Origin of the sequence: Phaeobacter sp. CECT 5382 (assembly GCF_001457775.1) — a bacterium.
GTDB lineage: Bacteria > Pseudomonadota > Alphaproteobacteria > Rhodobacterales > Rhodobacteraceae > Pseudophaeobacter.
The window spans coordinates 38,043-62,970 of the sequence record NZ_CYSG01000012.1 but is presented as its reverse complement, the minus strand read 5'-3'; the positions used below and the strand labels follow the sequence as shown (position 1 = coordinate 62,970).

Here is a 24,928-nt window from a genome sequence, read left to right as displayed (position 1 = left end):
CGACTGGTCGGTCAATATATCATTGAATACGAATTTGAGGCCCCAGCGCGGCGAGTCGTCTCACCACGGAGGACCAGGCCTCAGCCACAGGATGAAAAGGACAGAGCATGAGCCTTCTAGACGTATCGAGTTTTGCCGCCGGTCAATGGATCGCCCCGGGTGCCGGCGCCCGCAATATCGCCAGCGCCGTCACCGGTGCTCCACTGGCGCAGGCCGGCAATGACGCGCTGGATGTGCAGGCCATGCTGTCTTATGCCCGCGACGTAGGCGGCCCCGCCCTGCGTGCACTGACGTTTCATGACCGCGCCCGTATGCTCAAGGCGTTGTCGGCGCATCTGAATGAACACAAACAGGCGCTCTATGATCTCAGCTTTGAGACCGGCGCCACCCAAGCGGACCATATGATCGATATCGACGGCGGCATCGGCACCATGTTTGTCTTTGCCTCCAAAGGCCGTCGTGAAATGCCTGATGCCAAGGTCTACCTTGATGGCGAGGTCGAACAGCTGTCGCGCAACGGAACCTTCCTGGGTCAGCATATCTGCACGCCTTTGCAGGGTGTTGCGGTGCATATCAATGCCTTCAACTTTCCGGTTTGGGGTATGTTGGAAAAGCTCGCCCCAACCCTGTTGGCCGGTGTGCCTGCTATCGTCAAACCCGCCACCGCCACCTGCTATGTGACCGAGCTGGCTGTGCGGCTGATGCTCGACAGCGGCATTCTGCCCGCAGGTGCATTGCAGCTGGTTTCAGGTGGTCTGGGCGATATGCTGGATCACCTCACCATGCAGGATATTGTCAGCTTTACCGGCTCGGCGCAGACCGCGCTGAAACTGCGCCAGAACCCGGTGATTCTGGAAAACTCCATCCGCTTTGTGGCGGAACAGGACAGCCTGAACGCGTCGATCCTGGGCCCCGACGCCATTCCCGGCACGCCGGAATTTGACCTGTTCATCAAAGAAGTCAGCCGCGAGATGACCACCAAAGCGGGTCAGAAATGTACCGCGGTACGTCGCATCATCACGCCAGAAGCCCAGACCGAAGCCGTAATCGAAGCCCTGTCGGCACGCCTGGCCAAGACCACAATCGGCGATCCACGCCTGGAAAGCACCCGCATGGGCGCGCTGGTCTCGAGCAGTCAAAAACGCGACGTGTTGGAAAAGGCCGCGATCCTCGCGACTGAGGCCACCCGCGTCTACGGCAACCCTGATGATTTTGCGGTTGAGGGTGCCGATGCCGAAAAAGGCGCCTTTGTGCCGCCGATGCTGTTCCACTGTGAAAACCCCGACGCCGCCAAGCGCGTACATGACACCGAAGCCTTTGGCCCCGTCTCCACCGTGATGGGCTACCGCGATCTGGACCATGCCGTGGCACTGGCCAATCGCGGCGAGGGCTCGCTGGTGGCGTCTTGCATCACCAATGATCCAGCAGTGGCCCGCGAGGTTGCGCTGGGATCCGGTGCCTATCACGGGCGGATTTATTTCAACAACCGCGCCTCAATGAAGGAAAGCACCGGGCATGGCTCACCCCTGCCCCATATGGTGCATGGTGGCCCCGGTCGTGCCGGCGGTGGCGAAGAGCTGGGCGGCGTGCGCGGTGTAAAACACTATATGCAGCGTACCGCCATTCAGGGCAGCCCCGACATTCTGGCCGCCATCGGCGAACAATGGGTCCCCGGCGGCACTGAAATCCCGGCTCCGGCGCATCCCTTCACCCGCAAATACGGCGAGCTGGCGATTGGCGAGACCCTCAACAGTCCCTCGCGCGAGGTGACGCTGGAAGATATCGAGCATTTTGCCACGTTCACCGGCGATACTTTCTATGCCCACATGGATGACGCCGCCGCCAAGCGGAACCCCTTCTTCCCCGGTCGGGTAGCGCATGGCTATCTGCTGCTGTCCTTTGCGGCTGGTCTGTTTGTGGAACCTAATGAGGGTCCTGTGCTGGCCAATACCGGCCTGGACAACCTGCGCTTCATGAAGCCGGTTTCGGCTGGCGACAGCATCAAGGTGCGCCTGAGCGTAAAGAAAAAGACGCCGCGCAACGAAGAATACGGCGAGGTGCGCTGGCATGTCACCCTGACCAATCAGGATGATGAAAAGGTTGCGGAATACGAACTTCTGACCATGAACGCCTTCTAAAGGCATATATTGCAAAGATCTTTATCCGGGCGGGCTGGTCTATCCAGTCCGCCCGGCCTATTCTGGAGCTATGACACATGACGCCCCAGACTGGTTCAAAGACAGTATCGCCCAACTGAACGACCCGCAGAATCTGCGGGTCTGGTCGATCATCGTATCGCTGTTTGGCGATCTGGCGCAAAAGCCGGGTGACCAAATCAGCGGTGGGGCGCTGACCCGCATCATCACACCGATGGGGATCAAACCCGAAGCCATCCGCGTGGCGCTGCACCGGCTGCGCAAGGATGGCTGGATTGAAAGCGCCCGCTCCGGCCGCGTCTCAGTGCATTATCTGACCAAATTCGGCCGCAGCCAATCCGCCGCCGTCACCCCGCGAATCTATGCCCGCAGTGCCCCTGCAACACAGGCCTGGCATCTGTTGATTGCCGAAGACGGCAGTGGGCAAAGCGCGCTCGAAGATGCACTTCTTTTGCCGCAGTACACCTCGATAAACCGCACCACAGCACTGGGTCAGGGCAGTGGAGGTAGCAGCGCTGCACGGGCTTTTGAGGATCTGTTGGTGGTCACGGCTTCAGATCTGAAAGCCCCGCGCTGGCTCCAGTCACGGCTGTTTCCCGGCGATCTCGTGCAATCCTGTCGCAACCTTGAACAGGCCCTGACCACAATTGCCCCCGCGCTGAGGTCAGCGACTGAAATCACGCCGGTGCAAATCGCGACCCTGCGCACCCTGATCGTGCATCACTGGCGTCGCATTGCCCTGCGGCACCCCGATCTGCCAGAGAGTTTTCACCCCGACGACTGGCTCGGTGAGGCCTGTCGCGCCCGTGTTTTCCAACTGCTGGACACCCTGCCACAGCCCAGCCCGCCTGCCCTGGACCTTGCGACCGGCAACTAGGGAAATCAAAGCTTATCGGAGTATGTCATGTCCGCCCTCAGCAGTCTTGCCCTTATGGCTCTTGCCGCCCCGGCGGCGCTTCTTGGGGCTGCGCATATCAAAACCCGCAAACTCGCCCGCGAAGCCGCAGCACTGGTGCCGCCGACGGGACAGTTCTGCGACACTGCACGCGGCCGGATCCACTACATCGACATTGGCCCGCGCGACGCACAGCCTTTGGTGATGATCCACGGCTTGAGCGGTCAGCTGCAGCATTTCACCTATGCCCTAACGGGGCGACTGGCGCAGGACTATCGCATCATTGCCCTGGACCGGCCCGGCTGTGGCTATTCCACCCGGCCCAGCGACAGCATGGCCCGCCTGCCAGAGCAGGCACAGGCGCTGCTGGACTGCCTCGATCAGCTTGGCATCGCTAATCCGCTGCTGGTCGGACATTCGCTGGGCGGGGCTGTTGCCCTTGCCATGGCCTTGCAAGCGCCGGAAAAAATTCGCGGGCTGGCCCTCCTTGCGCCACTTACCCACCCCTCGCCGCAGGGAGCGGATGCTTTCAAGGGGCTGATCGTGCATTCCAGCCTCATGCGTCACTTGATGGCGCAGACAGTGGCCGTGCCCACCGCGCAGCGCACGGCGGCCTCAGTGCTGAACCAGATCTTCGCTCCCGAGCTCTGTCCCGATGATTTCCTGATCAAGGCCGGTGGTGCGCTCGGGCTCAGACCGCAAAGCTTTGTTGCAGCCTCTGCCGATGCCTCGTTCCTGTATCCCGCCATTGATCAGCAGGCAGCCCGCTACGCCCAAGAGCTGAAAACACCAGGTCGCGTGCTCTTTGGCGACGCAGATGCGATTCTCGACGCCAAGGCCCAGGGGCATGTAATGGAGGCCTTTGGCCTGCCCTGCCAGATCGTGCCTGGGCGGGGACACATGTTGCCGATCAACGCCCCCGATATCTGTGAGAGCTTCATACGCGACACATTGGAAAATCTGCCCACATGAAAACAAGCCCCTGACAAGACACCGTAAATCTTAGTGCGGTGAAAAAAATTTCCGGAAAACCGAATTCTTCTGCATTTCCATCTTGACCCCAGAGGCGCCATTCCGTAAATCGCCCCTCACAGACCGTGGCGGTATAGCTCAGTTGGTTAGAGCAGCGGAATCATAATCCGCGTGTCCGGGGTTCAAGTCCCTGTACCGCCACCACTACTTCTCCTCAGATAAAAAATCACGCTTGGCCTGAATAACCAGCTTATGCGCCTGACCGGGTGCTCTGCTTGGCGCAACTTTTCAGATCAGGATGTTGCATTGCACACTTCATTCAGCCAGAAAACTGCGCACCCAGGAAATTATGAACAATCTAAAGGCGTTGCAGCTTTCCAAGCTGTCTCATCTGGTACATCTCGACGAGCAAGCTCTGCGGCATCTGATTTCCTACGTGGATGGCCGAGGTCATCACAAAGGCAGAAATAACACCCCTCGCCGAAAGGGCGCTCAGTGAACTTTTCTCCCGAGAAAGCATTGATACATTCAGTTTGACCGTGAAACCGGACTGCGAAAGTAGACCGTGCTGGGAAAGGAAAATTCTATGATCCTGTGTTGCGGCGAAGCGCTGATCGATATGATCCCCGGCCCGACCCTGTCCGGGCAGGCGGGGTTCGTGCCCCATACAGGTGGTGCGGTCTTCAACACGGCTATCGCACTCGGGCGGCTTGGTGCGCGCACCGGGATGCTGACCGGCCTGTCGCGCGACATGTTCGGGCAACAGCTCAGTACCGCTCTCAAGGCCAGTCATGTGGACACATCTCTCATCATCACATCCGACCGCCCCTCGACACTGGCCTTCGTGCAACTGGTCGACGGGCAGGCCAACTACAGCTTTTTTGACGAAAACTCAGCCGGGCGAATGCTGACACCAGACGCCCTGCACCCCCTGCCGCCAGAGGTATCCGCGCTCTTTTTCGGGGGGATCAGCCTTGTCTGCGAGCCGGGGGCCGAGACCTACGTGGCCCTTTTGGAACGGGACGGTCATGACAGGGCCGTCATGATCGATCCGAATATCCGCCCCGGTTTCATCCGTGACGCCGCCCTCTACCGGGCTCGATTGGCGCGCATGATGCAGCAGGCGGATATCGTGAAACTCTCCGACGAAGATCTGGCCTGGCTCCTGCCCGCTCCGCTGTCCCGGCGTGAAAAGGTCGAAACCATTCAGGACATGGGGCCATCGGTCATGATCCTGACCTGCGGTCGCGAGGGCGCCAGCGGTTATCTGGCTGATGGCACCCAGGTGCATGTCGCCGCAACACCTGTCGAAGTCACCGACACCGTCGGCGCCGGGGACACCTTCAATGCAGGACTGCTGGCCATGCTGTCAGAGTTTGGCCAATTACATAAAGCCAAATTGCCCTTTTTGTCGCCTGCACAACTGCAAGAGGCGCTTGAGCATGCTGCGCGAGCTGCTGCGGTCACGGTTTCCAGGGCCGGAGCAAACCCGCCCTGGGCCGCTGAAATGTAGTTCAGGGCACCCACCTAATTCCGGGCGCATGCCTAGCCATGCCCAAGCGCCGAAGTGATCCCAAACGCCCCGACCAACACCAGGCTCATGGCCCAGGCAAGATCAAGATTGAACCAAGTTCTGGACAGAAACTTGAGCCCCAGCCAGAGATAGATCGCAAGAGCCACGCTGCCGCCAGCTAGGGTCATCGCAGCCGTATGCGCCACGGCGACCCAAAGGGCGGTCGGCAAGTTTCCTGCCATCAGGCTCTGGGCCGCCAGATGTCCGGTCTCGGCAGGGTCGATGGCACAAAGACCCAGGAAAATTGGCACCAGCATCAGCCCGGCCCCATGCGCCATGGCCGCCAAAAACGACCAGAGCGCCAACCGCGCCGGATGTACCCGTGCCAGAATGCGCGGATGCTTTCGATTGATCAGCAAATACAACCCCATGGCGATCACCGTCGCCCCGGCCACCACCCGAATCTCTATCTGCCATTGCACCAGAACGATCATCAGCGAAAAGGGCAGCAGGATCGCCAGCATCGCCAGGAAATGCCCCAGCGCCAACAGTCCAAAGGCGCGCAGCAGCGCCAACCCGCGCTGCTCCATCAAAGCGGCTGAAACCGCAAGCGGCCAGCCCATGCCCGGGTTCACCCCGTGATAGATGCCGGATAGGATGACGGCCCCCCAGAGGGCCGCCTCCGAAAGACCGCCAACGTCCATTCAGGCGACCTCCCTCTAGACCGAGGGGTAGCAGAAACTGTCTGTCGAACAGTCGCCGCCCTCCAGCCGGATCTGATGGCTGCGATAGCCTTTGGGAAAATCGACGTAGAAATCCGGATCAAGCTTGAGCCCGCCATCCGCGCCAACATTGGCCATCACCATCTGCCCACCACTGTCGCCCGGATAGAACTGATCATCCCAGCTGGAATAGAGCGAGTTGGTCCAGTAGACTCGCTTACCGTCGCGACTGATCTCGACCATCTGTGGCCCATAGGCAAACCCATTGCCATTGGGGTGTTTGGTGCCCCGGGCAATACCGCCAAGCTCCACCTTACCCGCCAGTTTGGGGTTCATCGGATCAGTGACATCGTATTGATGCATCTCTCCCAGCCCCCAGCAAGCCACATAGAGAAACCGGTCGTCCAGACTGAGATCGATATCGGTGACCAGTGGCGGCACCGCACCAAATCCTTTCAGCAGGTCGGGCAGGTTGTCCGCCTCTTCCGGGCGCGGATCGATGGTGATGGTTTTTTTCGACTGCCATGTACCATCGTCATCGCGCCACCAGGTAAAGATCGCTCCCTGCAGATTGGTGGTATCCACCACCACGCCACAAAACCCGTAGGATTTGGTCGGATCATGGGCCGGTCTGATTTCCAGCGCCATCTGATAGTTGTCCCCAAAATCCATCGTCTGGATGTTCTTGCGCGCGCGCAGATCCCAGAAATGGATGGAATGGCCGTATTTGTTCGACAACAGATCTTCGGGCACTATACCGCCCTCAAATTGTGGCGGCAGCCCCCATTCCGAACTCACCATGTAGTCCTGCGGCAGGTTCCACCAAAAATCATAGTGCTTGTCCTGCTTGCCGCGATCCATCTCGTAGCGGCCGATGATCTCAAAAGTTTCGCAATCCATGATAAAGATGCCGGGTGGGCCATCTGTGCCATCCTCGCCACCGCCACCCAGGGTCGAGACATAAATGCCTTCGGGACCGCAATGGATCGTATGGGGACGCGAATAGCCGGTCTTTTCAAAAACCTCTTCCGGCTCGATGATCTTGTGGATCTTGGCCTCAAGCGGTTCCTTCACATCAATGATGTAAATCCGCGAAGACCGGATGCCCGGCACGATCAGATAGCGCCGTTCCAAAAAGGCATGACCCGACAGAGGCGACAGCGACGAGGAACAGGCGTTCCAGCCGAAATGGTGAAATTCGTCGCCTTTGTAGGGCACGATCACCTGATGCACGATCTCGCCATATGTCTTTGAGTCTGGTTGCAAATCGATAACCGCAATGCCGTCGGACTGCGAACCATCAGGGCTGAGCATCACCGTGAAGGCGTAGTTCTCAACCGGGGCCTGCATCGCCAATTTGGGCGAGGCGTGAAATGTTGGATCTGGTCGTAAATTCATTATTTCCTCCCTTTGAATGTCTTACGTCTTTGAACGTTTTCTTGGGCCCGACAGCGTGGATATGCTGCTCCTCCGGGGCCGGTATTCGGGAAAATTCTCTGCACCCTCCATTGTGATTAAAGATTTATTTCTAGACAGTTATGCTGCCGGACACAGCTGAATGGCCCCACTAATTTTTGTCGCCAGAACAGTCAGTTCCTGGCCGATCTGGCGGCGATACTGCGGCTGAAAGCGGCGGATGGGACCCACCGCGCCGACGCTGAAAGAGGCACCGATATTGCCAACCATGATTGGTGCGGCGACGCTGGCGACGCCGATGTCGATCTCCTGATCACAATCGGCAAAGCCCTGCGCGCGGATCTGGTCGAAATCCTGGCGCAGCTGGGCCGCTGTGATTTTGGTGTGCTCGGTATATTTCCTCATGGCACGGCGCAGGATGAAATCCTGAAAGTCAGGTTCCGCAAAGGCGGCAATCGCCTTGGAACAGGAACAGGCGTGCAGCGGCCGCTCTCCCAGGCCGGGATGGATATAGGCGCGAGACGGATCACGCGGGGTTTCCACATGGATCAGCTCAACCCGGCTGTTACGGAACCGGGCCAGAAACACCGTCTCATTGAAGGCGGCCGTTGCCCCCTGCAACAATGGGGCCGCGACCTGGCATACATCCAGATCGGATTTCCCCAGAAGGGCGATACGGATCAGGCGGTCACCAATCACGTAGCCGCCATCGCCGCCCTGCGCCTGCAACAGACGTTGATCCTGCAGGCTCTGCAACAGACGATAGCTCGTTGGTTTTGGGATCCGGGTGGCCTGCTGCACCTCGCGAGCCGTCACTGGCCGCCCAGCGGTGGCAACCACTTCCAGAACTTCAATCAGGCGATCAAGATGCATTGAAAAACCCTCACATAATGAGACGGCGTCTCGTTATGTGAGAGCCAAATCCTAATTTGATCAAGCTTTCAGGAGAATTCCTGGCGCAAAGTTGAGTTTTTTCACGATAGATTTGCGACCCTCTGCACATAGAAAACTGAAACAAACACCGGCTATGCTCCCTCCAATACTTCCCTGCACAAACAGACGGTCCGGGCATGGCGGTTGCGCAACTGCGCTGGCACGACAGAAAGCCACTTCCATTCCGAGAGGAGGTATTGCAAAGGTTTTCCTATGACGTTTGACCCGACAGCTCCGATCATTGCCGTTGACGGCGGCGGCACCCACTGCCGTTTCGTCCTGGCGCAGGGTGATCAGCGCATCACGGCTAAAGCCGGTGCTGCCAATGCCTCCTCCGATTTTTCTGCCACTGTGCAGGCGCTAAAAGATGGCCTGTCTCAACTGGCCAAAGAGGCCGACTGCACGCTGATGGATTTGGCAGAAATACCCGTCTACCTTGGTCTGGCGGGGGTCATCAGTGCGGATATTGCCCAGCGGATAGGCGCGGCGCTGCCCTTTGTTCATTGCCAGGTCGAGGATGACAGGCCTGCAGCCCTCTGCGGCGCTCTTGGAGACCGGGATGGCGCGATTGCCCATTGCGGCACCGGCTCCTTTTTGGCCAGCCTGATCAGCGGTCAGCGCCGTATCATCGGCGGCTGGGGGCCGGTTCTGGGCGATGAAGCTTCGGCGCAATGGCTGGGGCGATGCGCCCTGTCTGCCTGTCTGGAGGTCGAGGATGGCACCCGTCCCGCAAGCCGGCTGAGCCACGAGCTTTTGTCCCATTTTGGCACGACCGCCGATATTGTTGCCTTTGCCGCCCAGGCCACCCCGGCCGAGATGGGCGCCCTGGCTCCGCGCATTACAGCTGCCGCAGACCGGCAAGATCCTCTTGCTCGGGCTCTCCTCAAGGCAGGCGCGCAAGAAATCGCAAAGAGGCTGCCCCAGATTGGCTGGACGCCGCAGATGCCCCTGTGCCTCACCGGGGGGCTTGCCACCCAGTATCGCGACGACTTGCCGACCGAGATGCAGGCGCAGATTGCACCGCCCGCAGGGCCTCCTCTGGATGGGGCCCTCACCCTAGCGCGCAAATTTGCCCGACACCGCGCCCAACAGGGACCGCAGAGCTCATGACCGGAACCGATCGATTTTATGGTGGGGGCCGCATCTTTGATGGCCAGAGGCTGCATAGCGACAGCGTGGCGCAGTTTTCGGGCGGACGACTGGTGCGCATTTATTCACAGTTGCCGAAACACCTTTCGGAACAGCTTTCGGAAAACCAGCTTGATTTTGTCGACCTGAAAGGCGCATTCCTCAGCCCCGGCTATCTGGATCTTCAGGTCAATGGCGGGGATGGCATCATGCTGAACGAAGCCCCGACCATCACCGGATTGCAACGCATTGCCAGCGCACACCGTCGCCTTGGCGCGGTTGCGATCCTGCCAACGCTGATCACCGACAGGCCGGAAAAGACAGCGCAGGCAGTTCAGGCGGTTCAGCAGGCCATTGCCGCCGGGGTGCCCGGCATTGTCGGCTTGCATCTCGAAGGGCCACATCTGGCGCTGTCACGCAAGGGGGCCCATGATGGCGCTCTGATCCGGCCAATGACCGACACGGATCTGGACCTGCTGTTACAGGCAGCGGCAACGCTGCCAACCTTGATGGTTACGATTGCTCCGGAAAACGTCAGCCTGCAACAGGTGCACCGTCTGGTGCAGGCCGGTGTGCTGGTCTCGCTCGGCCATAGTGATACGGATTTTGAGCAAGCCATGGCCTATGCCTCCGCTGGGGTCTCTTGCGTCACCCATCTGTTCAACGCCATGAGCCAGATGGGAAATCGCGCGCCCGGTCTGGTGGGGGCGGCCCTCACCGCGCCCGGCCTCCATGCTGGGGTGATTGCCGATGGCATCCATGTCCACCCGGCCAGCCTGCGCGCAGCATGGATGGCCTGCGTCGGCAAATCGGCGCTCCCACCGCCGACAGGCAAAATGTTTCTGGTCAGTGATGCCATGGCCCCTGCGGGCACCGACATGGATGAGTTCCAGCTCGAAGGGCGCCGGATTTCGCGCCGCAACGGGCGTCTGACGCTGGCAGATGGCACGCTGGCCGGGGCCGATCTCGACCTCACCACAGCCGTGCGTAACCTACAGCACAGTTGCGATCTGCCGCTGGATCAGGCCCTGGCGGCCGCCGTCACCACACCGCGGCAGGTGATTGGGCACTGGCAAGGCGATAGCACAGCCCTTGGCATGGCGGAGGTGGATTTCATCCGCATCCAGGCTGACCTTACCAGTGCGGCACCACTGTTTGCGTCACCAACACCGACAGCCTGAGATCAAGGGAAATTGCCCTAGGGGGCCCACTGGTTTTGTTCAGCAGACTGGAACCACTGCGCCAGATGTTCGATCAACGCCCGAATCCGCGCCGTCAGGTGACGACTGGGCGGATAGACCACATATAGCGGCAGTGGTCCGGCCTCCTGATCCGCAAACAAGAGCTGCAGCGCTCCTGCCTCAACAAAAGGTTTGACGGTATAGTAGGGACAACGGGCAATGCCCTGCCCGCCTGCCGCCATATGCGCCACCGCACGCGGTGAATTGGCGCGAAAATGCCCGTTCACCTGCACCGTCAGAACACCATCATCCGTCTGAAACTTCCATTGATCCGGCTGCGCCGCAGACAGCAGCAGAAGACAGTTGTGGGTGGCCAGCGCCCGTGGGTGGCCCGGCTCGCCATGCTGCGCCAGATAATCAGGGGCAGCCACCACCACCAGACGCATATCGCATAGTTTGCGCGCCACCAACGTTGAATCCTGAAGGGTGCCAAACCGGATCGCCAGATCGATCCCCTCTTCCACGATGGGGGCGTGATAGTCCGACAGCAGCATCTCGATCCGAACCTTGGGGTGGGCCTGTTGAAACGGCGTCACCGCCTGCACCAGCTCGCGGCTGCCAAAGCCGGTGGGGGCCGTGATGCGGATCGGACCGGCCAGCTCTGACTGGCGCTCCTGAATGACGCCTTCCATCTCGTCGATCTGGTCCAGCAGGGGGATGCAGCGCTCGAGATAGGCCTGCCCGGTATCTGTCAGTGTGACCGATCGTGTGGTGCGATTGAACAGCTGCGCACCCAGACGCTCCTCCAGTCGGGCGACATATTTGCTGGCCAGTTTGGTGCTGATGCCAATCTGACGCGCACCGCCCGTGAACGAGTGCTGAGCCGCCACCGCCACAAAGGCCCGCATACAATCCAGGGTATCCATCGATCCGGTCTCCAACTGTTTCAGCTGCGCCTTGCAGGCCAACTATCCACAAAATGTACACACTCACTCCACAAGAAAGTCAATTATCACCTGACCATTCCGAATGTATCTCTTCCTCATCGAAACGGCGGCACCATCCCTGCTGCCACCCATACCACCAATGCCCCAGCATCCCCTTCAATCGGGGCTCAGTCGAGGAAGATCCAAATGTCCAATACACTGCGTATCCACAGCTTTCCCCTCTCCGGTCACGCCCACCGGGTTGAACTCTTTGCCAGCCTCGCCGGCATCGCCCATGAGGTGGTCAATGTTGACCTCGCCAATGGCGCTCAGAAAAGCGACGCCTTTCTGGCGCTGAACCCCAATGGCCAGGTGCCGGTGATCGAAGATGGCGAGGTGGTGATTTCCGACTCCAACGCCATCCTGGTCTATCTGGCCCGCAAGTATGCCCCTGCCTATCTGCCCAGTGATCCGGCAGCCGAGGCCGAGGTGCAGAAGTTCCTCACACTGGCGGCAGGTGATCTGGCCTTTGGTCCGGCTGCCGCACGGCTGATCACTGTCTTCAACGCGCCATTTGATGCCGATTTCTGCCAGATGATTGCGGATCGGTTCCTGAACAAACTCGAGGCGCATCTGGAGGGGCGTGATTACCTGGTCGGCGCCACCCCCACCATCGCGGATGTGGCGATCTATTCTTACACGGCACATGCCCCCGAAGGGAATGTCTCGTTGGAGGCCTATCCGAATGTGCGCCGCCTGCTCGCCAATATCGAAGGACTGAAAGGCTTCAAGCCGATGCCCGTAACCCCGGTCGGCCTGTCTGCTGCTGCCGCCTGATCCCGCAGCCCACCTCCCTCTCTGGGGCAGCCGCTTTGCCCCAGAGACACCGTTTTTTTCGCCCTTGCCGCCCCTGTCATTTCACGAGGTCCGCCATGAACCGCCCCACGCTTGACGCCACTCTTGACGCTACACTCGCTTCCGACGCGTCTCCGTTTCACGCCGGAGAGCAGGCCCTGCAGGCCGAAAACGGCAAACGTGAGATGATGGAGCGGTTTGGCCGCAAGGTGATCCGCCCCTATATGCCCGACCAGCACCGCGCCTTTTTTGCGCAACTGCCCTTTCTGGCGGTCGGCGCGGTCGATGCCGATGGCTGGCCCTGGGCAACGCTGCTGCCCGGCGCCCCCGGTTTTGCCCAATCGCCGGACCCGCAAAATCTGGATATCGCGCTCAACGCGCCTGCCAGTGATCCGGTCCGCAAGGCACTGCGCCCCGGTGCCCCCCTAGGCATTCTAGGCATCGAGCTTGAGACCCGTCGCCGCAATCGGTTGAATGGGCGCGTGACATCGCTGGAACCAGACCAGATGCGCCTGCGTGTCGATCAGTCCTTTGGCAATTGTCCGCAATACATCCAGCATCGCGATGTGAAATTTTTGCGCGCGCCCGAAGACACCAGCCCTAGCTCCGCTTCTGCCATCTTTCAGAAGTTTGACGCCGAGGCCCGCCGCCGGATTGCTTCGGCAGATGTGTTTTTTGTCGCCAGCGCCATCCCGGCCCGCGACAACCCCGTCAATGAAGGCGTTGATGTCTCGCATCGCGGCGGACGCCCCGGTTTCATCAAGGTTGAGGGCAACACACTGTTGATCCCGGATTTCCCTGGCAACAATCATTTCAACACCTTCGGAAACTTCCTGCTCAACCCTAAAGCAGGGCTGGTATTCCCTGATTTTGAAACCGGCACCATGTTGACCCTGACCGGCCATACCGAGCTGCTGGCGAAAGACGACCCCGCCCTCCAAGGATTTCGCGGCGCCGAACGCGGCTGGCGGTTTACCCTGTCGCATGGGCTGTGGCTGCGCGATGCGCTGCCCTTTCGGGCCAAACGTGGCGCGGCCTCGCCCAATTCCCTGCTGGCCGATACCTGGGGAGAGGCCGCCCAACGCACGGCGCTGGAAACGCGCCGCGACAGCTGGCGCAGCTTTCGTGTCGCGCGGGTGCAGCAAGAAAGCAGCGTCATCCGCTCTTTCTATCTGGAGCCTGCGGATGGCGCACCCGTTCTGCCGTTCCAAGCCGGTCAGTTCCTGACCCTGCGCGCCAGTTCCAGCCAAGGCATTCTCACCCGCAGCTATACGATCTCCTCCGCCCCGGGAGAGGCTTTTTACCGGATTTCGGTCAAACGCGAAGAACAAGGAACGATGTCGCGCCTGCTGCATGATGAGATCATTCCCGGCGCCATGCTCGAGGTGAAATCCCCACGCGGTGATTTTTTCATTGATGCCGCCGAGACCCGCCCGGCCGTGCTGCTGGCAGGCGGTGTTGGCATAACACCGATGATTTCCATGGCCAATCACGTGTTGCGCGAAGGGCTGCGCACCCGCCATCTGCGTCCACTCACGGTGCTGCATGCCACAAAGAACAGCGCCCAGCGCGCCTTTGCCGATGATTTTCGCGCCCTGCAGCAGACCTCAGAGGGGCAGATCCGCTACTATTCGATTGTCAGTGCCCCAAAGGCAGATGAACAGCCAGGCACCGATTACAACGGTACCGGTCGCATCACCGCAGATACCCTGCGCCAGGTTCTGGCGCTGGATGACTATGATTTTTTCCTCTGTGGGCCTGCGCCTTTCATGCAGGGGGTCTATGACAGCCTGCGCGATCTTGGTGTGGCGGACGTTCGGATCTTTGCCGAGGGCTTTGGCCCTGCCAGCCTGACCCGGCGGCTGGATGAAACCGCGCAGCCCACGGATCAGGATGTTCCTGCGGCGGATGAGGCAAACGCGGCATTGGTCACATTTGCCAAAACGGATGGGGCAACCGGCAACAGATCCAGCACGGAACATAGCTGGAGCCCCGCCGATGGCACCCTGCTGGAGCTGGCCGAGGCCCATGGTCACAGCCCCGCCTTCAGTTGCCGCACAGGCTCCTGCGGCAGCTGCGCCACCCGGCTGCGCCATGGGGCAGTGAGCTATCGCAAGACGCCCACTGCCGCTCATGAAGCTGATGAAGTGCTGCTGTGCTGCGCCCGCCCCGCCCGGCTGGCCAAGGGTAGCGCCCCGCTTGAACTTGATCTCTAACACCAAAATCCGAAAAGGAAGCCCCAATGGAAACCCGTCCTCCCCTGCCGCCCTTCACCCGTGATAGCGCAATTCAAAAGGTGCGCCTTGCCGAAGATGGCTGGAACAGCCGCGATGCCGCCAAGGTGGCGCTGGCCTATACGCCCGACACCAAATGGCGCAACCGCGCGACTTTTGTCGCCAACCGGGCCGAGGCCCAGGCCTTTCTCGAGGCGAAATGGATTCGCGAGCTGGACTATCGCCTGATCAAGGAGCTTTGGGCTTTTACAGAGAACCGCATCGCGGTGCGCTATGCCTATGAATGGCACGACGACAGCGGCAATTGGTATCGTTCTTACGGCAATGAAAACTGGGAGTTTGGTGAGAATGGCCTGATGCAGAACCGGTTTGCCTGCATCAATGACCTGCCCATCGCAGAGGATGATCGAAAGTTCCACTGGCCGCTGGGACGCCGCCCGGACGATCATCCCGGCCTTTCGGATCTTGGCCTTTGAAACCGTCCGATCACTTGAAAACCGAGGGGCGCCATATTCTGGCGCCCCGTTTCATTCAGCGCAAACGAGACAGTCAGAGCACGTTTTCATCCGGCTCGAACTGATCCACCCATTTGCGCACATCAACGAAATCGAAATAGATCGAAATCAATGCGGGCAGCACCAGCAGCACCAGCACCATCGAGGCCAGCAGACCAAAGGCCACCGAGACCACGGTCGGCACCAGCGTCTGCACCTGCGGGCTGGTTTCGAACAGGATCGGCACCAGCCCGACAAAGGTGGTCGAGGTCGACAGCAGGATCGGTCGGAACCGTGCACGCACCGCATTCAGCGAAGCGGAAACATAGTCGCTGCCTTCGAGGTGGTTCTGAAAGAAGGTGAGAAACAAAATCGCATTGTTGACCACGATCCCCGCCAAAGAGGCAAAGCCAATGAGGCTCGGCATGGAGATGTTCATCCCCAGCCCCCAGTGGCCCAGAATGGTACCGATCAGAGCAAAGGGGATCGACAGCATGATCACCACCGGCAGAGAGTAGGAGCGGAACTGGAAGGCCAAGACCATATAGACACCGATCAGTCCCAGCATCAGCAGTGTCATTAGCGACGACTGCGATTCCTGCTGCTCTTCTGTCGCCCCGGAGATGGCGATATCGACCCCCGGATAGGTTTCCAGAATGGCCGGACCGATCTCATCGGTGATCACCGCAGAAATCTGCGCCGAGGTGATCGTGGCATTGTCGATCTGCCCCCGGACCCGCGCCAACGCCTTGCCGTTCTTTCGGGTGATGGTGGGATAGCCCTTGCTTAGCGTCATATTGGCGACGGTCGCCAATGAGACCAGCTCACCAGTCCCCACAAGGATCGGGAACTGCTCCAGCTCAGTCAGATGTGCCACGGTGTCATCCAGTTTGACCCGCACCGCCATATTGGACTGGTTGGAGCGAAAGCTGTCCGTTTCGGTGCCCTCAAAGGCGCTGCGCAGCTGATCGGCCAGCCCTTGTGGCGTCAACCCGACGAGATAGCCATATTCGTTCAGCGCCAACTGCACCTCCTGGCGGCCGCCGTAAAAATCCTGGAACGCCTCCAACACATCGGGGCGATGCAAAACGGCGCTACGCAGCGCGGTCGAGGCCGCCTCCAATTCTTGCAGATCATAGCCAGTGAGTTCCACATCAAGATCAAAGCCACCCGGCCCCATCTCAGATTGCGAGAACGACGATTGGATCAGGTCCGGGATTGGCCCCGCCGCAGCGCGCCAGGCCACGAGTACATCATCGGCGAGCACATTGCGTTTGGAGCTTTCAAGCAGATCCACCGTAATGGTCGCGGTGTTGGATCCGTTGTCATAAACCTCTGAGTTGACCGCATATTGTACCAAAACCCGTTCGACCAGTGGTGCGCCACTTTCGGTTTTTGGTGTAAGATCCGCATCCACCTGACGCAGCCCTGCCAACAGCTGGTCAACAGTCGCCACAGTCCGATCCCGTGCAATCCCCGAGGTCAGCGAAAAGCGGACCGTCAGCGTGTCACTTTCTGTGGCGGGAAAGCCGATCATTTTGACCGAGCCCGAGGCGATCAGGCCGACCGTCAATATAAAGATGGCAACTACTGACCCAAGCGTCAGGTAGCGCACCGCCACCAGCCTAGCCGCGATTGGCAACACACAACGCTCCTTGAGCCACTCCAACCCGCGCGCCGCCATGCGGGTCTTGTGGACCTCAGGCTTGCCTTTTGTGCCCTGGTTGAGGTGATGCGGCAGGATAAAGAACCCCTCAAAGAGGGAGATCGCCAAGGTGATCAGCAACACAAACGGGATATAGCGCAGGATCTGGCCCAGATCGCCGGACAGAAACATCAAAGGCCCAAAGACACAGGCGGTTGTCAGAAACGACGACACAACGCCGGGCATCACTTCCAGTGCCCCCCGCGCCGAGGCCTCTTCGGGGCCGACCCGTGCGCGCCATTTGTCGATGTTTTCCGCAATGACGATGGAATCGTCCATGATCAGCCCCACCGCCATCAACAGCGCCACCAGTGTGATCATGTTGATGGTGATGCCAAAGACGCTCATGGCGAACAATGTGCCCAGGAACGAAACCGGCAGAGCTGCCGAAATCCACAGAGCTTCGCGCAGGGAAAAGAACAGCCACATGGTGATAAAGACCAGCACCAGACCCAGCGCGATATTCTGCACGATCAGGTTCAGACGCTCTTCGACCAGTTCGGTCATGTTGTTGGTCACGGTCAGCCGAAAGGGATCGGGATAGGCTGCGCGCTCCGCCTCAAGCACTTCGTGCACCGCCTCAAAGACCCGGATACTGTCGACTTCCTTGGCCTTGGAGACCGAAATGATCGCGGCCTGATCACCATCAATGAAGGATTCGATGTTTTCATCGGTATCCATCAGATGCACCTCGGCAAGATCCCTGAGGCGCACAAAACTGCCGGAGTCATTTTGCAGCACGATCAGATCCTGCAGATCTTGAATCGTGCGACGGGTATCAGTATAGCGCAAAACAATGCTGTTTTCATTCAGCTCTGCACTGCCCAGCGGCTGGCTGAGACTGCGCGCGCTGATCGCATCAACGATGTCGCGGGTCGACAGCCCATATTGGTGCAAGGTTTCCTCATTGAACACCACCTGAAGTTCGCGGTCGGTGATCCCCGAGACCGCAATGTCCGCAACCCCCGGCAGGGTCTGCAACCGGTCGGCCAGCTGGTCGGTATATTCAATCAACCCCTGTTTTCCATGCACGCCCGAGACGGCAACCAGGGCCACCAGATCGCTGCGGGCAAGGATTTCAACGGTGGGCGTTTCCGCATCGGTCGGGAAATCATTGATGCCGGAGACTGCCGAAAACACATCGTTGAAAAACAGGGTGAGATCGCCCCCCTCCTCCAGCTCTGCTGTTGCAGTGGCGGAGCCATCCACCGAAAGGCAGGTCAGTTCCGTCAACCCATTGGTGCCGGTCAGGGCATCTTCAAGCGGGTTGCAGATCTCTTCATCGACATCCCGCGCCGAGGCACCGGGATAGACAACCGTTGCCCCGACGGTCGAGGCGGTAAATTCAGGGAAGGTCTCGCGTTCCAGGCTGCTCAGGACACTGAACCCCAGAATGCAGAGCAGGGCCATCATCAGGTTTGACGCAACCGGATGGCGCACAAAAAAGGAAATCATATCAGTTTCCTTCGCCCGAAACCGCTGCGGTGTTATCCGCCCCAGTTTGCGCATCAGAGATCGGTGTCAGCTTCATGCCCAACACCGGCGGGCTCGGCTGTCCCAGTATCAGAGTTTCGCCGCCCGCCAGCCCGGACCGGATGAGAACCTCGCCGCCAATCACCTGGCCCAGTGTGACTTCGCGGATGGCCAGACGATCCTCGACATCTGCTATGTAGACAAAGGGGTGCCCCTGATCTGTTACATGAACGGCATGTCGGGGCACGGCTATGCTGCCTGCACGGGGGGCACTGGAAAACACCACGCGGACGAAACTGCCGGTATGAAGCGGCGGCCTGCGCATTCCGGGCTGCGAGGTCAGCGGATCGGCCACCCGGACAACAATACCCATAGTGCCGGTTTCCGCATCCATCGTCCCGCGCAGTCGAACAATTTCTGCCTCCCAGCCATCAAACGCATCAGAGGTGGTCAGCTCCACTCTGGCCTGAACGCCAAGGCGTTGCAAAGTTTCGATAAATTGGCTGGTATCAAAGGTGCCCTGTTCCAGAAAAGAAGTCTCTATCGCCGAAAAGACAACTGGGCCAAAACTGGTGGGCTGCACTTCGGCTGTCACCTCGGCAGCCGCGGTGCTGTCCAGTGACAACAGGTTGTCTCCAGTGCCGACGAACTGGCCGACCTCGGCATCCATACTGGCGACGCGACCGCGAAACGGGGCCACGATGGTCGATTTTTCCAAGGCACGCTCTGCTTCCGCGAGCTCCGCTTGACGCACCAAAAGGGTTGCCCGCAACGCGTCCTCCTGAGCCGGATATAGCGCCAGCGTATTGGCCAGATCGGTGACCGAGGTTTGCTGCGCCAAAAGCGCTTTTTCCGCTGTATCTACAGTGGCCTGAGTGCCTGCGCCTCGCTCCAACAGGGATTGCACCCGCGCCAGCTCTGCGTCGGCCACTTCAAGAATACGGGTTTCGACCTTCAGCAGACGCTCTGAGTTTTCTTCCTGTCGGGCCAGCTCTGCCAGGTCGGCCTGAACTGCTGTGATATTGGCCAGGGTCTTTTGCCGCGACAGTTCATTGTCGGTCTGATCAATCTCGACTAGCACCGTGCCTTTTTCCACGATGCTACCGATATCCAACCCCGGCAAAACCCCGGTAACCCGCCCCTGGACCTCTGCGATGGCGGACCAGCTGTGCTCGGCGACCACCCGACCGAACCCCGTGGCTGTGGCAATGATCGCGCGCGGCTCCACGGGCGACACCCGAACCACCAATGCCGTCTCTGGTGGGGCAGCCCCTTCTGAGACCGGACGGGAGGTCATCCATATGAACCCCAGAACACCAAGTACAACAGGGGGAATAACAAGAAGGGGGCGAAGGTTCATCAAGGCTACTTTCTGACATTGGTCCAGCTCAGCGGGTGCCCAAGGTAAAAGAGCACCACAACCAGACACGGAACACCGGCGCGTTTCCGTCGGATATTGCGTCAGAATTTCAAAGAAGAATAGCGCTGTAATAATTTTGCCCGAAACCAGACCGCCAGACCGGTTTGTGCAGCTGCTCCCAGCGGCAGCTACCCGGCCAGACGGCTCAACAGCTCCAGCAGTTGTTTGCTGTCTTCCTGCGCCATCTGATCGCGCAACTGCAGATCCTGTTGCACCACATCTTCGCGGATCTGCAACATGCGCAGACGACCTAGATCCGTGAGCAACAGATTGATCTGGCGATGGTCCTCATCCGCGATCTGGCGATGCACCAACCCATCCGACACCATACGATCCACAAGCTTGCTCAGCGTCGGCGGATTGATCAAGGCCGCTTTGGCCAGCTCCCCCATGGTGAGGCGCGCATCGCCATCCAGCAGCTCCATCACCCGCCAGGCTTCAATCTGGACCCCGTGTTTTTTCAGACGCGCAGTCAACCCCTGCGCAACTTTGCGGTGCGCCGCCGCTAGGGCGTAGGAAATCTGCCTGTGAAATGGGCTGTCTTGAAGGGTCATGGATCTCACCTGAACGCTGACAGGTCGAATTTATTTGACTTGGAAAGTAATTTCAATTGCAATGTTGCGATCTCGGTCACTGTTTCGCGAAAACGGCCGCGAAAACGGGTTGAGGGGCCCTGGGCAGAATGACGCTGATGCAACCAAAAATGCCGATCGAGCTGGCGGATCTGCACAGCCGTAGCCATCTTGGCCGCAACGAAGCCTTTCGGGTTGCCCTGTTGATACCGCTCTGCGGCTCTGCCGGGATCTGGGCACCGTCTTGCATTTCCAGCGCCCAGGTCGCGGCCAAGGAGCTGAACGCCAGCGGTGGCATCGCCGGGCGCAAGGTTCAGCTGATCATGATTGACGCAGCACTCGAAGCCGAAGAACCCATCGAACAGGTGATCAACCGGCTGATCGACACCGCAGCAATTGACGCCATCGTCGGTATGCATATCAGCGCGGTCCGGCAACAGCTGAGCAAGGTCGTGCGCCAGCGGGTGCCCTATATCTACACGCCACTCTATGAGGGCGGTGAAACCACCGCCGGGCTCTATGCCATTGGCGAAACCCCGGCGGAACAGCTGCGCCCGGCCCTCACCCACCTGCAGCACACCTACCGCCCCAAATCCTGGGCCCTGATCGGCAACGATTATGTCTGGCCGCGCAGCTCGCATAGTTTTGCCAAATCCTGCCTGCAGGACATGGGGGCCGGTCTCGCTATGGAACGCTATGTTCCCTTTGGGCTGCGGCGGATGAATGCTCTGGTCGAAGAGCTGGCCAGTTCGGGTGCCGAGGCGGTTTTGCTGTCACTGGTGGGTCAGGACGCCGTTGATTTCAATCGCGCCTTTGGGCGGGCAGATCTGCATCGGCGCATGATCCGGCTGTCCTGCGCGCTCGAGGAAAACGGGCTTTTGGCCTGTGGCTCCGCCAATCTGCAGCGTCTGTTTTCGGCTTCGACCTATTTTGGCGTCCTGCCCACCGAGGCAAATGCCGCTTTCAAAGAGCGCTATTACGCCCTGCATGGCCCGCAGGCGCCGGTGCTCAATGCTCTGGGTCAGTCGACTTATGAGGGGGTGCATTATCTTGCGGGCCTGATCGGGGCGCATCCGGGGGTTTGGCAGCAAAAAGGCGCCCATGATCCGCTGCCGGTTGCGCATAAAAGCGGGCGCCACTTGGGCCATCAAACTGGCAACAGCCGTGCACCGGTCTATCTAGCACGGGCCGATGGACTTCAGTTTAACATCGTAAAAATGTTATAAATCATATCATTACAATTATTAATTTCCAATTCAAACATTTTACTTGAATTGGAAACTAAATTCTCCCACCGTTAGGTCAACCGGGCCCACTGCGCAATTGCATTGGGTCAGACAGGATTGGGAGGAACGGGTTTGATCTGGGCACTGGCACTTGTTGCATTCATTATCACGGCGCTGATTGGCATCTGGTTTCTACAGAATTTCTTCGCCAAGGCGAGCCTCGAGACAGCACTGGTACGCACCGGCTTAGGCGGTCGCCGCGTTCTCACGGATGGTGGCTGTATCGCCCTGCCGATCCTCCATCAGCTGCAGCGGGTGTCGATGCAAGCCACCGCATTGAACAGCACCCGAACAGGCCCGCAGGCGGTGTTGACCCGCGACCAGCTGCGCGCCGATATCGAGATGGAGTTTGAGCTGCGTGTCGCTCCGGAGGCCGACAGCATCGCCACCGCAGCCCAGGCGCTGGGTCACCGCATTGCCCGCAGCGGCGAGGCCATTTCCGAGGTTCTCGCAGGCCCGCTCAGCAATGCGATCCAGACACTGGCAGCCACCCGCAATCTGGACGAAATCCACCTGGACCGCGCCGGATTCACCAGTGGGGTCGCCGCTATGGTCGAGGATCAGGCAGCGCGGCTTGGCCTGACGCTGGTTTCCGCCTCGTTGGTGAGCGTCGATCAAAGCGATCTTGCGCAGATGAACGAAAACAACGCCTTCAACGCCAAAGGAATGCGCCATTTGGCAGAGCTGATCGCGGATGAGCGCAAGGCCCGTGTTGCCGCAGAAACCAGCGCTGAAATTGCCGTGCGGGAATATCGCCTGACACAGCATCAGCGCCAGTTGGAATTACACCAGGCAGAACGCGAGGCAGAAATCGCCCAGACGGAGCATCTCGCCCGAACCGAAGCTCTGGCCAATGCCCGCGCAGACGAAGCCCACGCCAGTGCCCGCCAGGATGCCGAAGCAGCTCGCATTGCGCAGGAACAGGCGACGAAAACAGCGCAGGTACACAGCGACGAGGCCTTGCGACAGGCAGAAATGGCCGCCCTTCTAACGCTGGAACAGGCCAAGATCGACACTGAAATCCAGCTGGCGCGCAAACGCACTGAGGAGGCCGAAGCGAAGGCTGCCGCAGAAGCCTCTCGGGCGCAGGTCATCCTGGCCGCCGAAGAAGTGCAGGCGCAAAAAGACCGGGCCATCAATACCCGCGAGCGTGAAATGGCCCTGATGCAGCAAGACAAAGACAGCGCGTTGGAGGCGGCCCGCGTCAAAAGCGATGTCGAAACATTACTGGCACGCGCCCAGGCCGATGCCAAAGCCAAGGCATCTGAGGCCGCAGCCACGCAGCAGGTGATGGAGGCCGAAGCCAAAGGCCGCGCCGCGCTTCACAGTGCTGAAAACGCCCTGAGCGATGCCGTGATCCGCATGCGTCTGGAAGAGCGCAAACTGGACCGGATGCCGGAAATCATGACCCAGATGATGAAACCCGTCGAGAAAATCGACTCGATCCGCATCAACCAGATCGGCGGTGTCGGTGGCATGGGTGGCCAGACCGGCACAGGCGGTACAGTCGAAGGCGTCGACGGAGCCTTTGGGGCAGCAATGGATCAGATCCTCGGCATGGCGGTGCGCCTGCCCGCGATGAAGCAGATGGGCGAAGAAATCGGTCTCGACTTTGACGCGAATCTTGCCGGGCGCACGGCGGATTATGCCAACCGCATCAGAGCCAAAGACACAAAGCCTGCTCCGCCCACTTCTGACAAACCCAAAGAGTGACGCCTAAAGTCACCCCTTTTTTTCCAACCCCCAACAGACCCTAACGGAGGATGATACCATGTCTCTGAACAGACGAAATTTCCTTGGCGCCGCTGCGGCGCTCACGGCCAGCCCACTACTGCCGCGCGCAGCTTTTGCCGCAGACAGCATCAAACTGGGGGCCATTCACGACACCTCTGGCATCTTTGATGCCTACGGCAAACCGATGGATCAGGCCGTGCGCCTGGCGGTACAAGAGATCAATGCCGCCGGGGGGATCCTTGGCCGCGAGGTCGAGGTTTTTGCCTATGACACCCAATCCGACATGGCGCTCTATTCGCAATATGGTCAACAGCTGACCCGTCAGGATCGCGTCGATGTGGTGCATGGTGGTATCTTGTCTGCCTCGCGCGAGGCGATCCGCCAGACCATGCGCAAGACCAAAACCCCCTATTTCTACAACGTGCTCTATGAAGGCGGCGTCTGCGATCGCAACATCTTCATCAATGGCGTCACCCCGGCGCAGCAGGTCGAAGCCCTGGTGCCCTATGCCATGGGCAAAGCGGCCGGCAAAAAAGTCTATATTCTTGCGGCTGATTACAACTACGGCCAGATCACCGCGCGCTGGATCCAGAAATTTGTTGCCGACAATGGCGGCGAAGTTGTCGGCACTGACTTCTTCCCACTGGACGTCAGCGACTTTGGCTCCACCCTGGCCAAAATCCAGGGCGCGGCGCCGGATCTGGTGATCGCCCCACTCGTAGGCGGCGCACATCTAAGCTTCTTCCGTCAATGGGCTGCCGCTGGCATGAAGGGCAAAATCCCGCTGGCCTCGACCACGCTGGGGGTTGGCAACGAGCAAAAGGTGCTGACTGCCGAAGAAGGGGACGGCATCATGGTCGCCTATAACTACAGCCAGGAACTGGACACACCCGCCAACACCGCCTTCAAGGCGGCCTGGGCTAAAGCCTATGGCAGCAGCGACAACATCCATGAAACAGCCGTGTCGACCTATCAGGGCGTCAAGACCTGGGCCAAAGCCGTGGATATGGCGGGCTCGCTGGATCGTGACGCATTGATCGCAGCGATGGAGAGCGGCATCTCGATCGATGGGCCCAGCGGCAAGATCACCGTGGATGCCAAAACCCATCATGCGGTGCTTGACGTGCATCTGATGGAGTTCAAGGGTCAGAAGATGCAGGTGATCGAAACCCTGCCGCAGCGCCAGCCGATTGACACGCAGGCGGTCTGCGATCTGGGCACCAATCCCAATGACAACACCCAATACGAAATCCAGATCTGACGCCCGCTGTCACATGCATCAGGTCAGGGCAGCATCAAGCGGCCCTGACCAA

19 protein-coding genes and 1 tRNA gene are annotated in these 24,928 nt (G+C 59.6%); 13 read left to right on the top strand and 7 right to left on the bottom strand.

Features of this window, described 5'->3' with window-relative positions; all coding sequences use genetic code 11:
- Positions 1 to 107: 107 nt before the first annotated feature.
- The 5 genes from paaZ (at position 108) to PH5382_RS13445 (ending at position 5,536) form a co-directional block, all read left to right on the top strand.
- Positions 108 to 2,138, top strand: a complete 2,031-nt coding sequence (gene paaZ, locus PH5382_RS13465; protein ID WP_058334914.1) for a phenylacetic acid degradation bifunctional protein PaaZ — start codon at positions 108 to 110, stop codon at positions 2,136 to 2,138.
- 70 nt (positions 2,139 to 2,208) lie between these two features.
- Positions 2,209 to 3,033 (top strand): PaaX family transcriptional regulator C-terminal domain-containing protein, encoded by an 825-nt coding sequence (locus PH5382_RS13460; RefSeq protein WP_058334913.1) that lies wholly within the window; start codon positions 2,209 to 2,211, stop codon positions 3,031 to 3,033.
- A 27-nt stretch (positions 3,034 to 3,060) separates the two neighbouring features.
- The gene (locus PH5382_RS13455; RefSeq protein ID WP_058334912.1) at positions 3,061 to 4,023 is read left to right on the top strand and encodes an alpha/beta fold hydrolase; all 963 of its coding nucleotides are present in this window, start codon (positions 3,061 to 3,063) and stop codon (positions 4,021 to 4,023) included.
- Between the two features lie 127 nt (positions 4,024 to 4,150).
- Positions 4,151 to 4,227, top strand: a tRNA-Met gene (locus tag PH5382_RS13450).
- A gap of 382 nt (positions 4,228 to 4,609) precedes the next feature.
- Positions 4,610 to 5,536, top strand: a complete 927-nt coding sequence (locus tag PH5382_RS13445) for a carbohydrate kinase family protein (protein WP_058334911.1) — start codon at positions 4,610 to 4,612, stop codon at positions 5,534 to 5,536.
- Between the two features lie 32 nt (positions 5,537 to 5,568).
- Here the strand turns inward: PH5382_RS13445 and PH5382_RS13440 are convergent, their stop codons facing one another.
- The 3 genes from PH5382_RS13440 to PH5382_RS13430 all read right to left on the bottom strand — a co-directional run bounded on the left by PH5382_RS13440 (position 5,569) and on the right by PH5382_RS13430 (position 8,547).
- Positions 5,569 to 6,240, bottom strand: a complete 672-nt coding sequence (locus PH5382_RS13440) for a hypothetical protein (RefSeq protein WP_058334910.1) — start codon at positions 6,238 to 6,240, stop codon at positions 5,569 to 5,571.
- A gap of 15 nt (positions 6,241 to 6,255) precedes the next feature.
- Entirely contained in the window at positions 6,256 to 7,656 is a 1,401-nt protein-coding gene (locus PH5382_RS13435; protein ID WP_058334909.1) for a selenium-binding protein SBP56-related protein, read from the bottom strand.
- Between the two features lie 138 nt (positions 7,657 to 7,794).
- On the bottom strand, positions 7,795 to 8,547 hold the full coding sequence (locus PH5382_RS13430; protein WP_058334908.1) for an IclR family transcriptional regulator: 753 nt from the start codon (positions 8,545 to 8,547) through the stop codon (positions 7,795 to 7,797).
- A 273-nt stretch (positions 8,548 to 8,820) separates the two neighbouring features.
- Here PH5382_RS13430 and PH5382_RS13425 point away from each other — a divergent pair, with 273 nt between their 5' ends.
- Together PH5382_RS13425 and nagA are read left to right on the top strand one after the other, a co-directional pair.
- Entirely contained in the window at positions 8,821 to 9,717 is an 897-nt protein-coding gene (locus PH5382_RS13425) for a glucosamine kinase nucleotide-binding domain-containing protein (protein ID WP_082645671.1), read from the top strand.
- Entirely contained in the window at positions 9,714 to 10,916 is a 1,203-nt protein-coding gene (gene nagA, locus PH5382_RS13420) for an N-acetylglucosamine-6-phosphate deacetylase (RefSeq protein WP_058334907.1), read from the top strand. Before PH5382_RS13425 ends, nagA begins: the two co-directional genes overlap by 4 nt.
- 17 nt (positions 10,917 to 10,933) lie before the next feature.
- On the opposite strand, the gene PH5382_RS13415 is transcribed toward nagA, so the two are convergent.
- Positions 10,934 to 11,842, bottom strand: a complete 909-nt coding sequence (locus PH5382_RS13415) for a LysR family transcriptional regulator (RefSeq protein WP_058334906.1) — start codon at positions 11,840 to 11,842, stop codon at positions 10,934 to 10,936.
- 207 nt (positions 11,843 to 12,049) lie between these two features.
- Here PH5382_RS13415 and PH5382_RS13410 point away from each other — a divergent pair, with 207 nt between their 5' ends.
- From PH5382_RS13410 to PH5382_RS13400, 3 genes are all read left to right on the top strand, one after another.
- On the top strand, positions 12,050 to 12,679 hold the full coding sequence (locus PH5382_RS13410) for a glutathione S-transferase family protein (protein ID WP_058334905.1): 630 nt from the start codon (positions 12,050 to 12,052) through the stop codon (positions 12,677 to 12,679).
- 95 nt (positions 12,680 to 12,774) lie between these two features.
- The gene (locus PH5382_RS13405) at positions 12,775 to 14,913 is read left to right on the top strand and encodes an FAD-binding oxidoreductase (protein WP_058334904.1); all 2,139 of its coding nucleotides are present in this window, start codon (positions 12,775 to 12,777) and stop codon (positions 14,911 to 14,913) included.
- A 26-nt stretch (positions 14,914 to 14,939) separates the two neighbouring features.
- A complete protein-coding gene (locus PH5382_RS13400) occupies positions 14,940 to 15,407 on the top strand; it encodes a nuclear transport factor 2 family protein (RefSeq protein ID WP_058334903.1) in 468 nt (155 codons plus the stop codon).
- Positions 15,408 to 15,480: 73 nt separating this feature from the next.
- On the opposite strand, the gene PH5382_RS13395 is transcribed toward PH5382_RS13400, so the two are convergent.
- The 3 genes from PH5382_RS13395 to PH5382_RS13385 all read right to left on the bottom strand — a co-directional run bounded on the left by PH5382_RS13395 (position 15,481) and on the right by PH5382_RS13385 (position 20,577).
- Positions 15,481 to 18,585 carry an efflux RND transporter permease subunit gene (locus tag PH5382_RS13395; RefSeq protein ID WP_058334902.1) on the bottom strand — a complete coding sequence of 1,035 codons (3,105 nt, stop codon included), beginning with the start codon at positions 18,583 to 18,585 and terminating at the stop codon, positions 15,481 to 15,483.
- A gap of 1 nt (position 18,586) precedes the next feature.
- Complete coding sequence (locus PH5382_RS13390) at positions 18,587 to 19,900, bottom strand: efflux RND transporter periplasmic adaptor subunit (protein ID WP_058334901.1); 1,314 nt, start codon at positions 19,898 to 19,900, stop codon at positions 18,587 to 18,589.
- A 251-nt stretch (positions 19,901 to 20,151) separates the two neighbouring features.
- The gene (locus tag PH5382_RS13385) at positions 20,152 to 20,577 is read right to left on the bottom strand and encodes a MarR family winged helix-turn-helix transcriptional regulator (RefSeq protein ID WP_058334900.1); all 426 of its coding nucleotides are present in this window, start codon (positions 20,575 to 20,577) and stop codon (positions 20,152 to 20,154) included.
- A gap of 128 nt (positions 20,578 to 20,705) precedes the next feature.
- Here PH5382_RS13385 and PH5382_RS13380 point away from each other — a divergent pair, with 128 nt between their 5' ends.
- From PH5382_RS13380 to PH5382_RS13370, 3 genes are all read left to right on the top strand, one after another.
- Positions 20,706 to 21,821: a substrate-binding domain-containing protein gene (locus PH5382_RS13380; protein WP_058334899.1), complete on the top strand. Its 1,116-nt coding sequence runs from the start codon at positions 20,706 to 20,708 to the stop codon at positions 21,819 to 21,821.
- A gap of 132 nt (positions 21,822 to 21,953) precedes the next feature.
- The gene (locus PH5382_RS13375; protein ID WP_058334898.1) at positions 21,954 to 23,594 is read left to right on the top strand and encodes a flotillin family protein; all 1,641 of its coding nucleotides are present in this window, start codon (positions 21,954 to 21,956) and stop codon (positions 23,592 to 23,594) included.
- A 58-nt stretch (positions 23,595 to 23,652) separates the two neighbouring features.
- A complete protein-coding gene (locus tag PH5382_RS13370; RefSeq protein WP_058334897.1) occupies positions 23,653 to 24,876 on the top strand; it encodes an urea ABC transporter substrate-binding protein in 1,224 nt (407 codons plus the stop codon).
- Positions 24,877 to 24,928 lie beyond the last annotated feature (52 nt).

What these genes read in the sequence shown, in the direction of transcription:
- PH5382_RS13460 (WP_058334913.1), top strand. Translation starts at nt 2,209, where the DNA reads ATGACACATGACGCCCCAGACTGGTTCAAAGACAGTATCGCCCAACTG.
- PH5382_RS13425 (WP_082645671.1), top strand. Translation starts at nt 8,821, where the DNA reads ATGACGTTTGACCCGACAGCTCCGATCATTGCCGTTGACGGCGGCGGC.
- PH5382_RS13455 (WP_058334912.1), top strand. Translation starts at nt 3,061, where the DNA reads ATGTCCGCCCTCAGCAGTCTTGCCCTTATGGCTCTTGCCGCCCCGGCG.
- PH5382_RS13410 (WP_058334905.1), top strand. Translation starts at nt 12,050, where the DNA reads ATGTCCAATACACTGCGTATCCACAGCTTTCCCCTCTCCGGTCACGCC.
- PH5382_RS13395 (WP_058334902.1), bottom strand. Translation starts at nt 18,585, where the DNA reads ATGATTTCCTTTTTTGTGCGCCATCCGGTTGCGTCAAACCTGATGATG.
- PH5382_RS13445 (WP_058334911.1), top strand. Translation starts at nt 4,610, where the DNA reads ATGATCCTGTGTTGCGGCGAAGCGCTGATCGATATGATCCCCGGCCCG.
- nagA (WP_058334907.1), top strand. Translation starts at nt 9,714, where the DNA reads ATGACCGGAACCGATCGATTTTATGGTGGGGGCCGCATCTTTGATGGC.
- PH5382_RS13430 (WP_058334908.1), bottom strand. Translation starts at nt 8,547, where the DNA reads ATGCATCTTGATCGCCTGATTGAAGTTCTGGAAGTGGTTGCCACCGCT.
- PH5382_RS13390 (WP_058334901.1), bottom strand. Translation starts at nt 19,900, where the DNA reads ATGACCTCCCGTCCGGTCTCAGAAGGGGCTGCCCCACCAGAGACGGCA.
- PH5382_RS13405 (WP_058334904.1), top strand. Translation starts at nt 12,775, where the DNA reads ATGAACCGCCCCACGCTTGACGCCACTCTTGACGCTACACTCGCTTCC.
- PH5382_RS13435 (WP_058334909.1), bottom strand. Translation starts at nt 7,656, where the DNA reads ATGAATTTACGACCAGATCCAACATTTCACGCCTCGCCCAAATTGGCG.
- paaZ (WP_058334914.1), top strand. Translation starts at nt 108, where the DNA reads ATGAGCCTTCTAGACGTATCGAGTTTTGCCGCCGGTCAATGGATCGCC.
- PH5382_RS13400 (WP_058334903.1), top strand. Translation starts at nt 14,940, where the DNA reads ATGGAAACCCGTCCTCCCCTGCCGCCCTTCACCCGTGATAGCGCAATT.
- PH5382_RS13380 (WP_058334899.1), top strand. Translation starts at nt 20,706, where the DNA reads ATGACGCTGATGCAACCAAAAATGCCGATCGAGCTGGCGGATCTGCAC.
- PH5382_RS13370 (WP_058334897.1), top strand. Translation starts at nt 23,653, where the DNA reads ATGTCTCTGAACAGACGAAATTTCCTTGGCGCCGCTGCGGCGCTCACG.
- PH5382_RS13415 (WP_058334906.1), bottom strand. Translation starts at nt 11,842, where the DNA reads ATGGATACCCTGGATTGTATGCGGGCCTTTGTGGCGGTGGCGGCTCAG.
- PH5382_RS13440 (WP_058334910.1), bottom strand. Translation starts at nt 6,240, where the DNA reads ATGGACGTTGGCGGTCTTTCGGAGGCGGCCCTCTGGGGGGCCGTCATC.
- PH5382_RS13385 (WP_058334900.1), bottom strand. Translation starts at nt 20,577, where the DNA reads ATGACCCTTCAAGACAGCCCATTTCACAGGCAGATTTCCTACGCCCTA.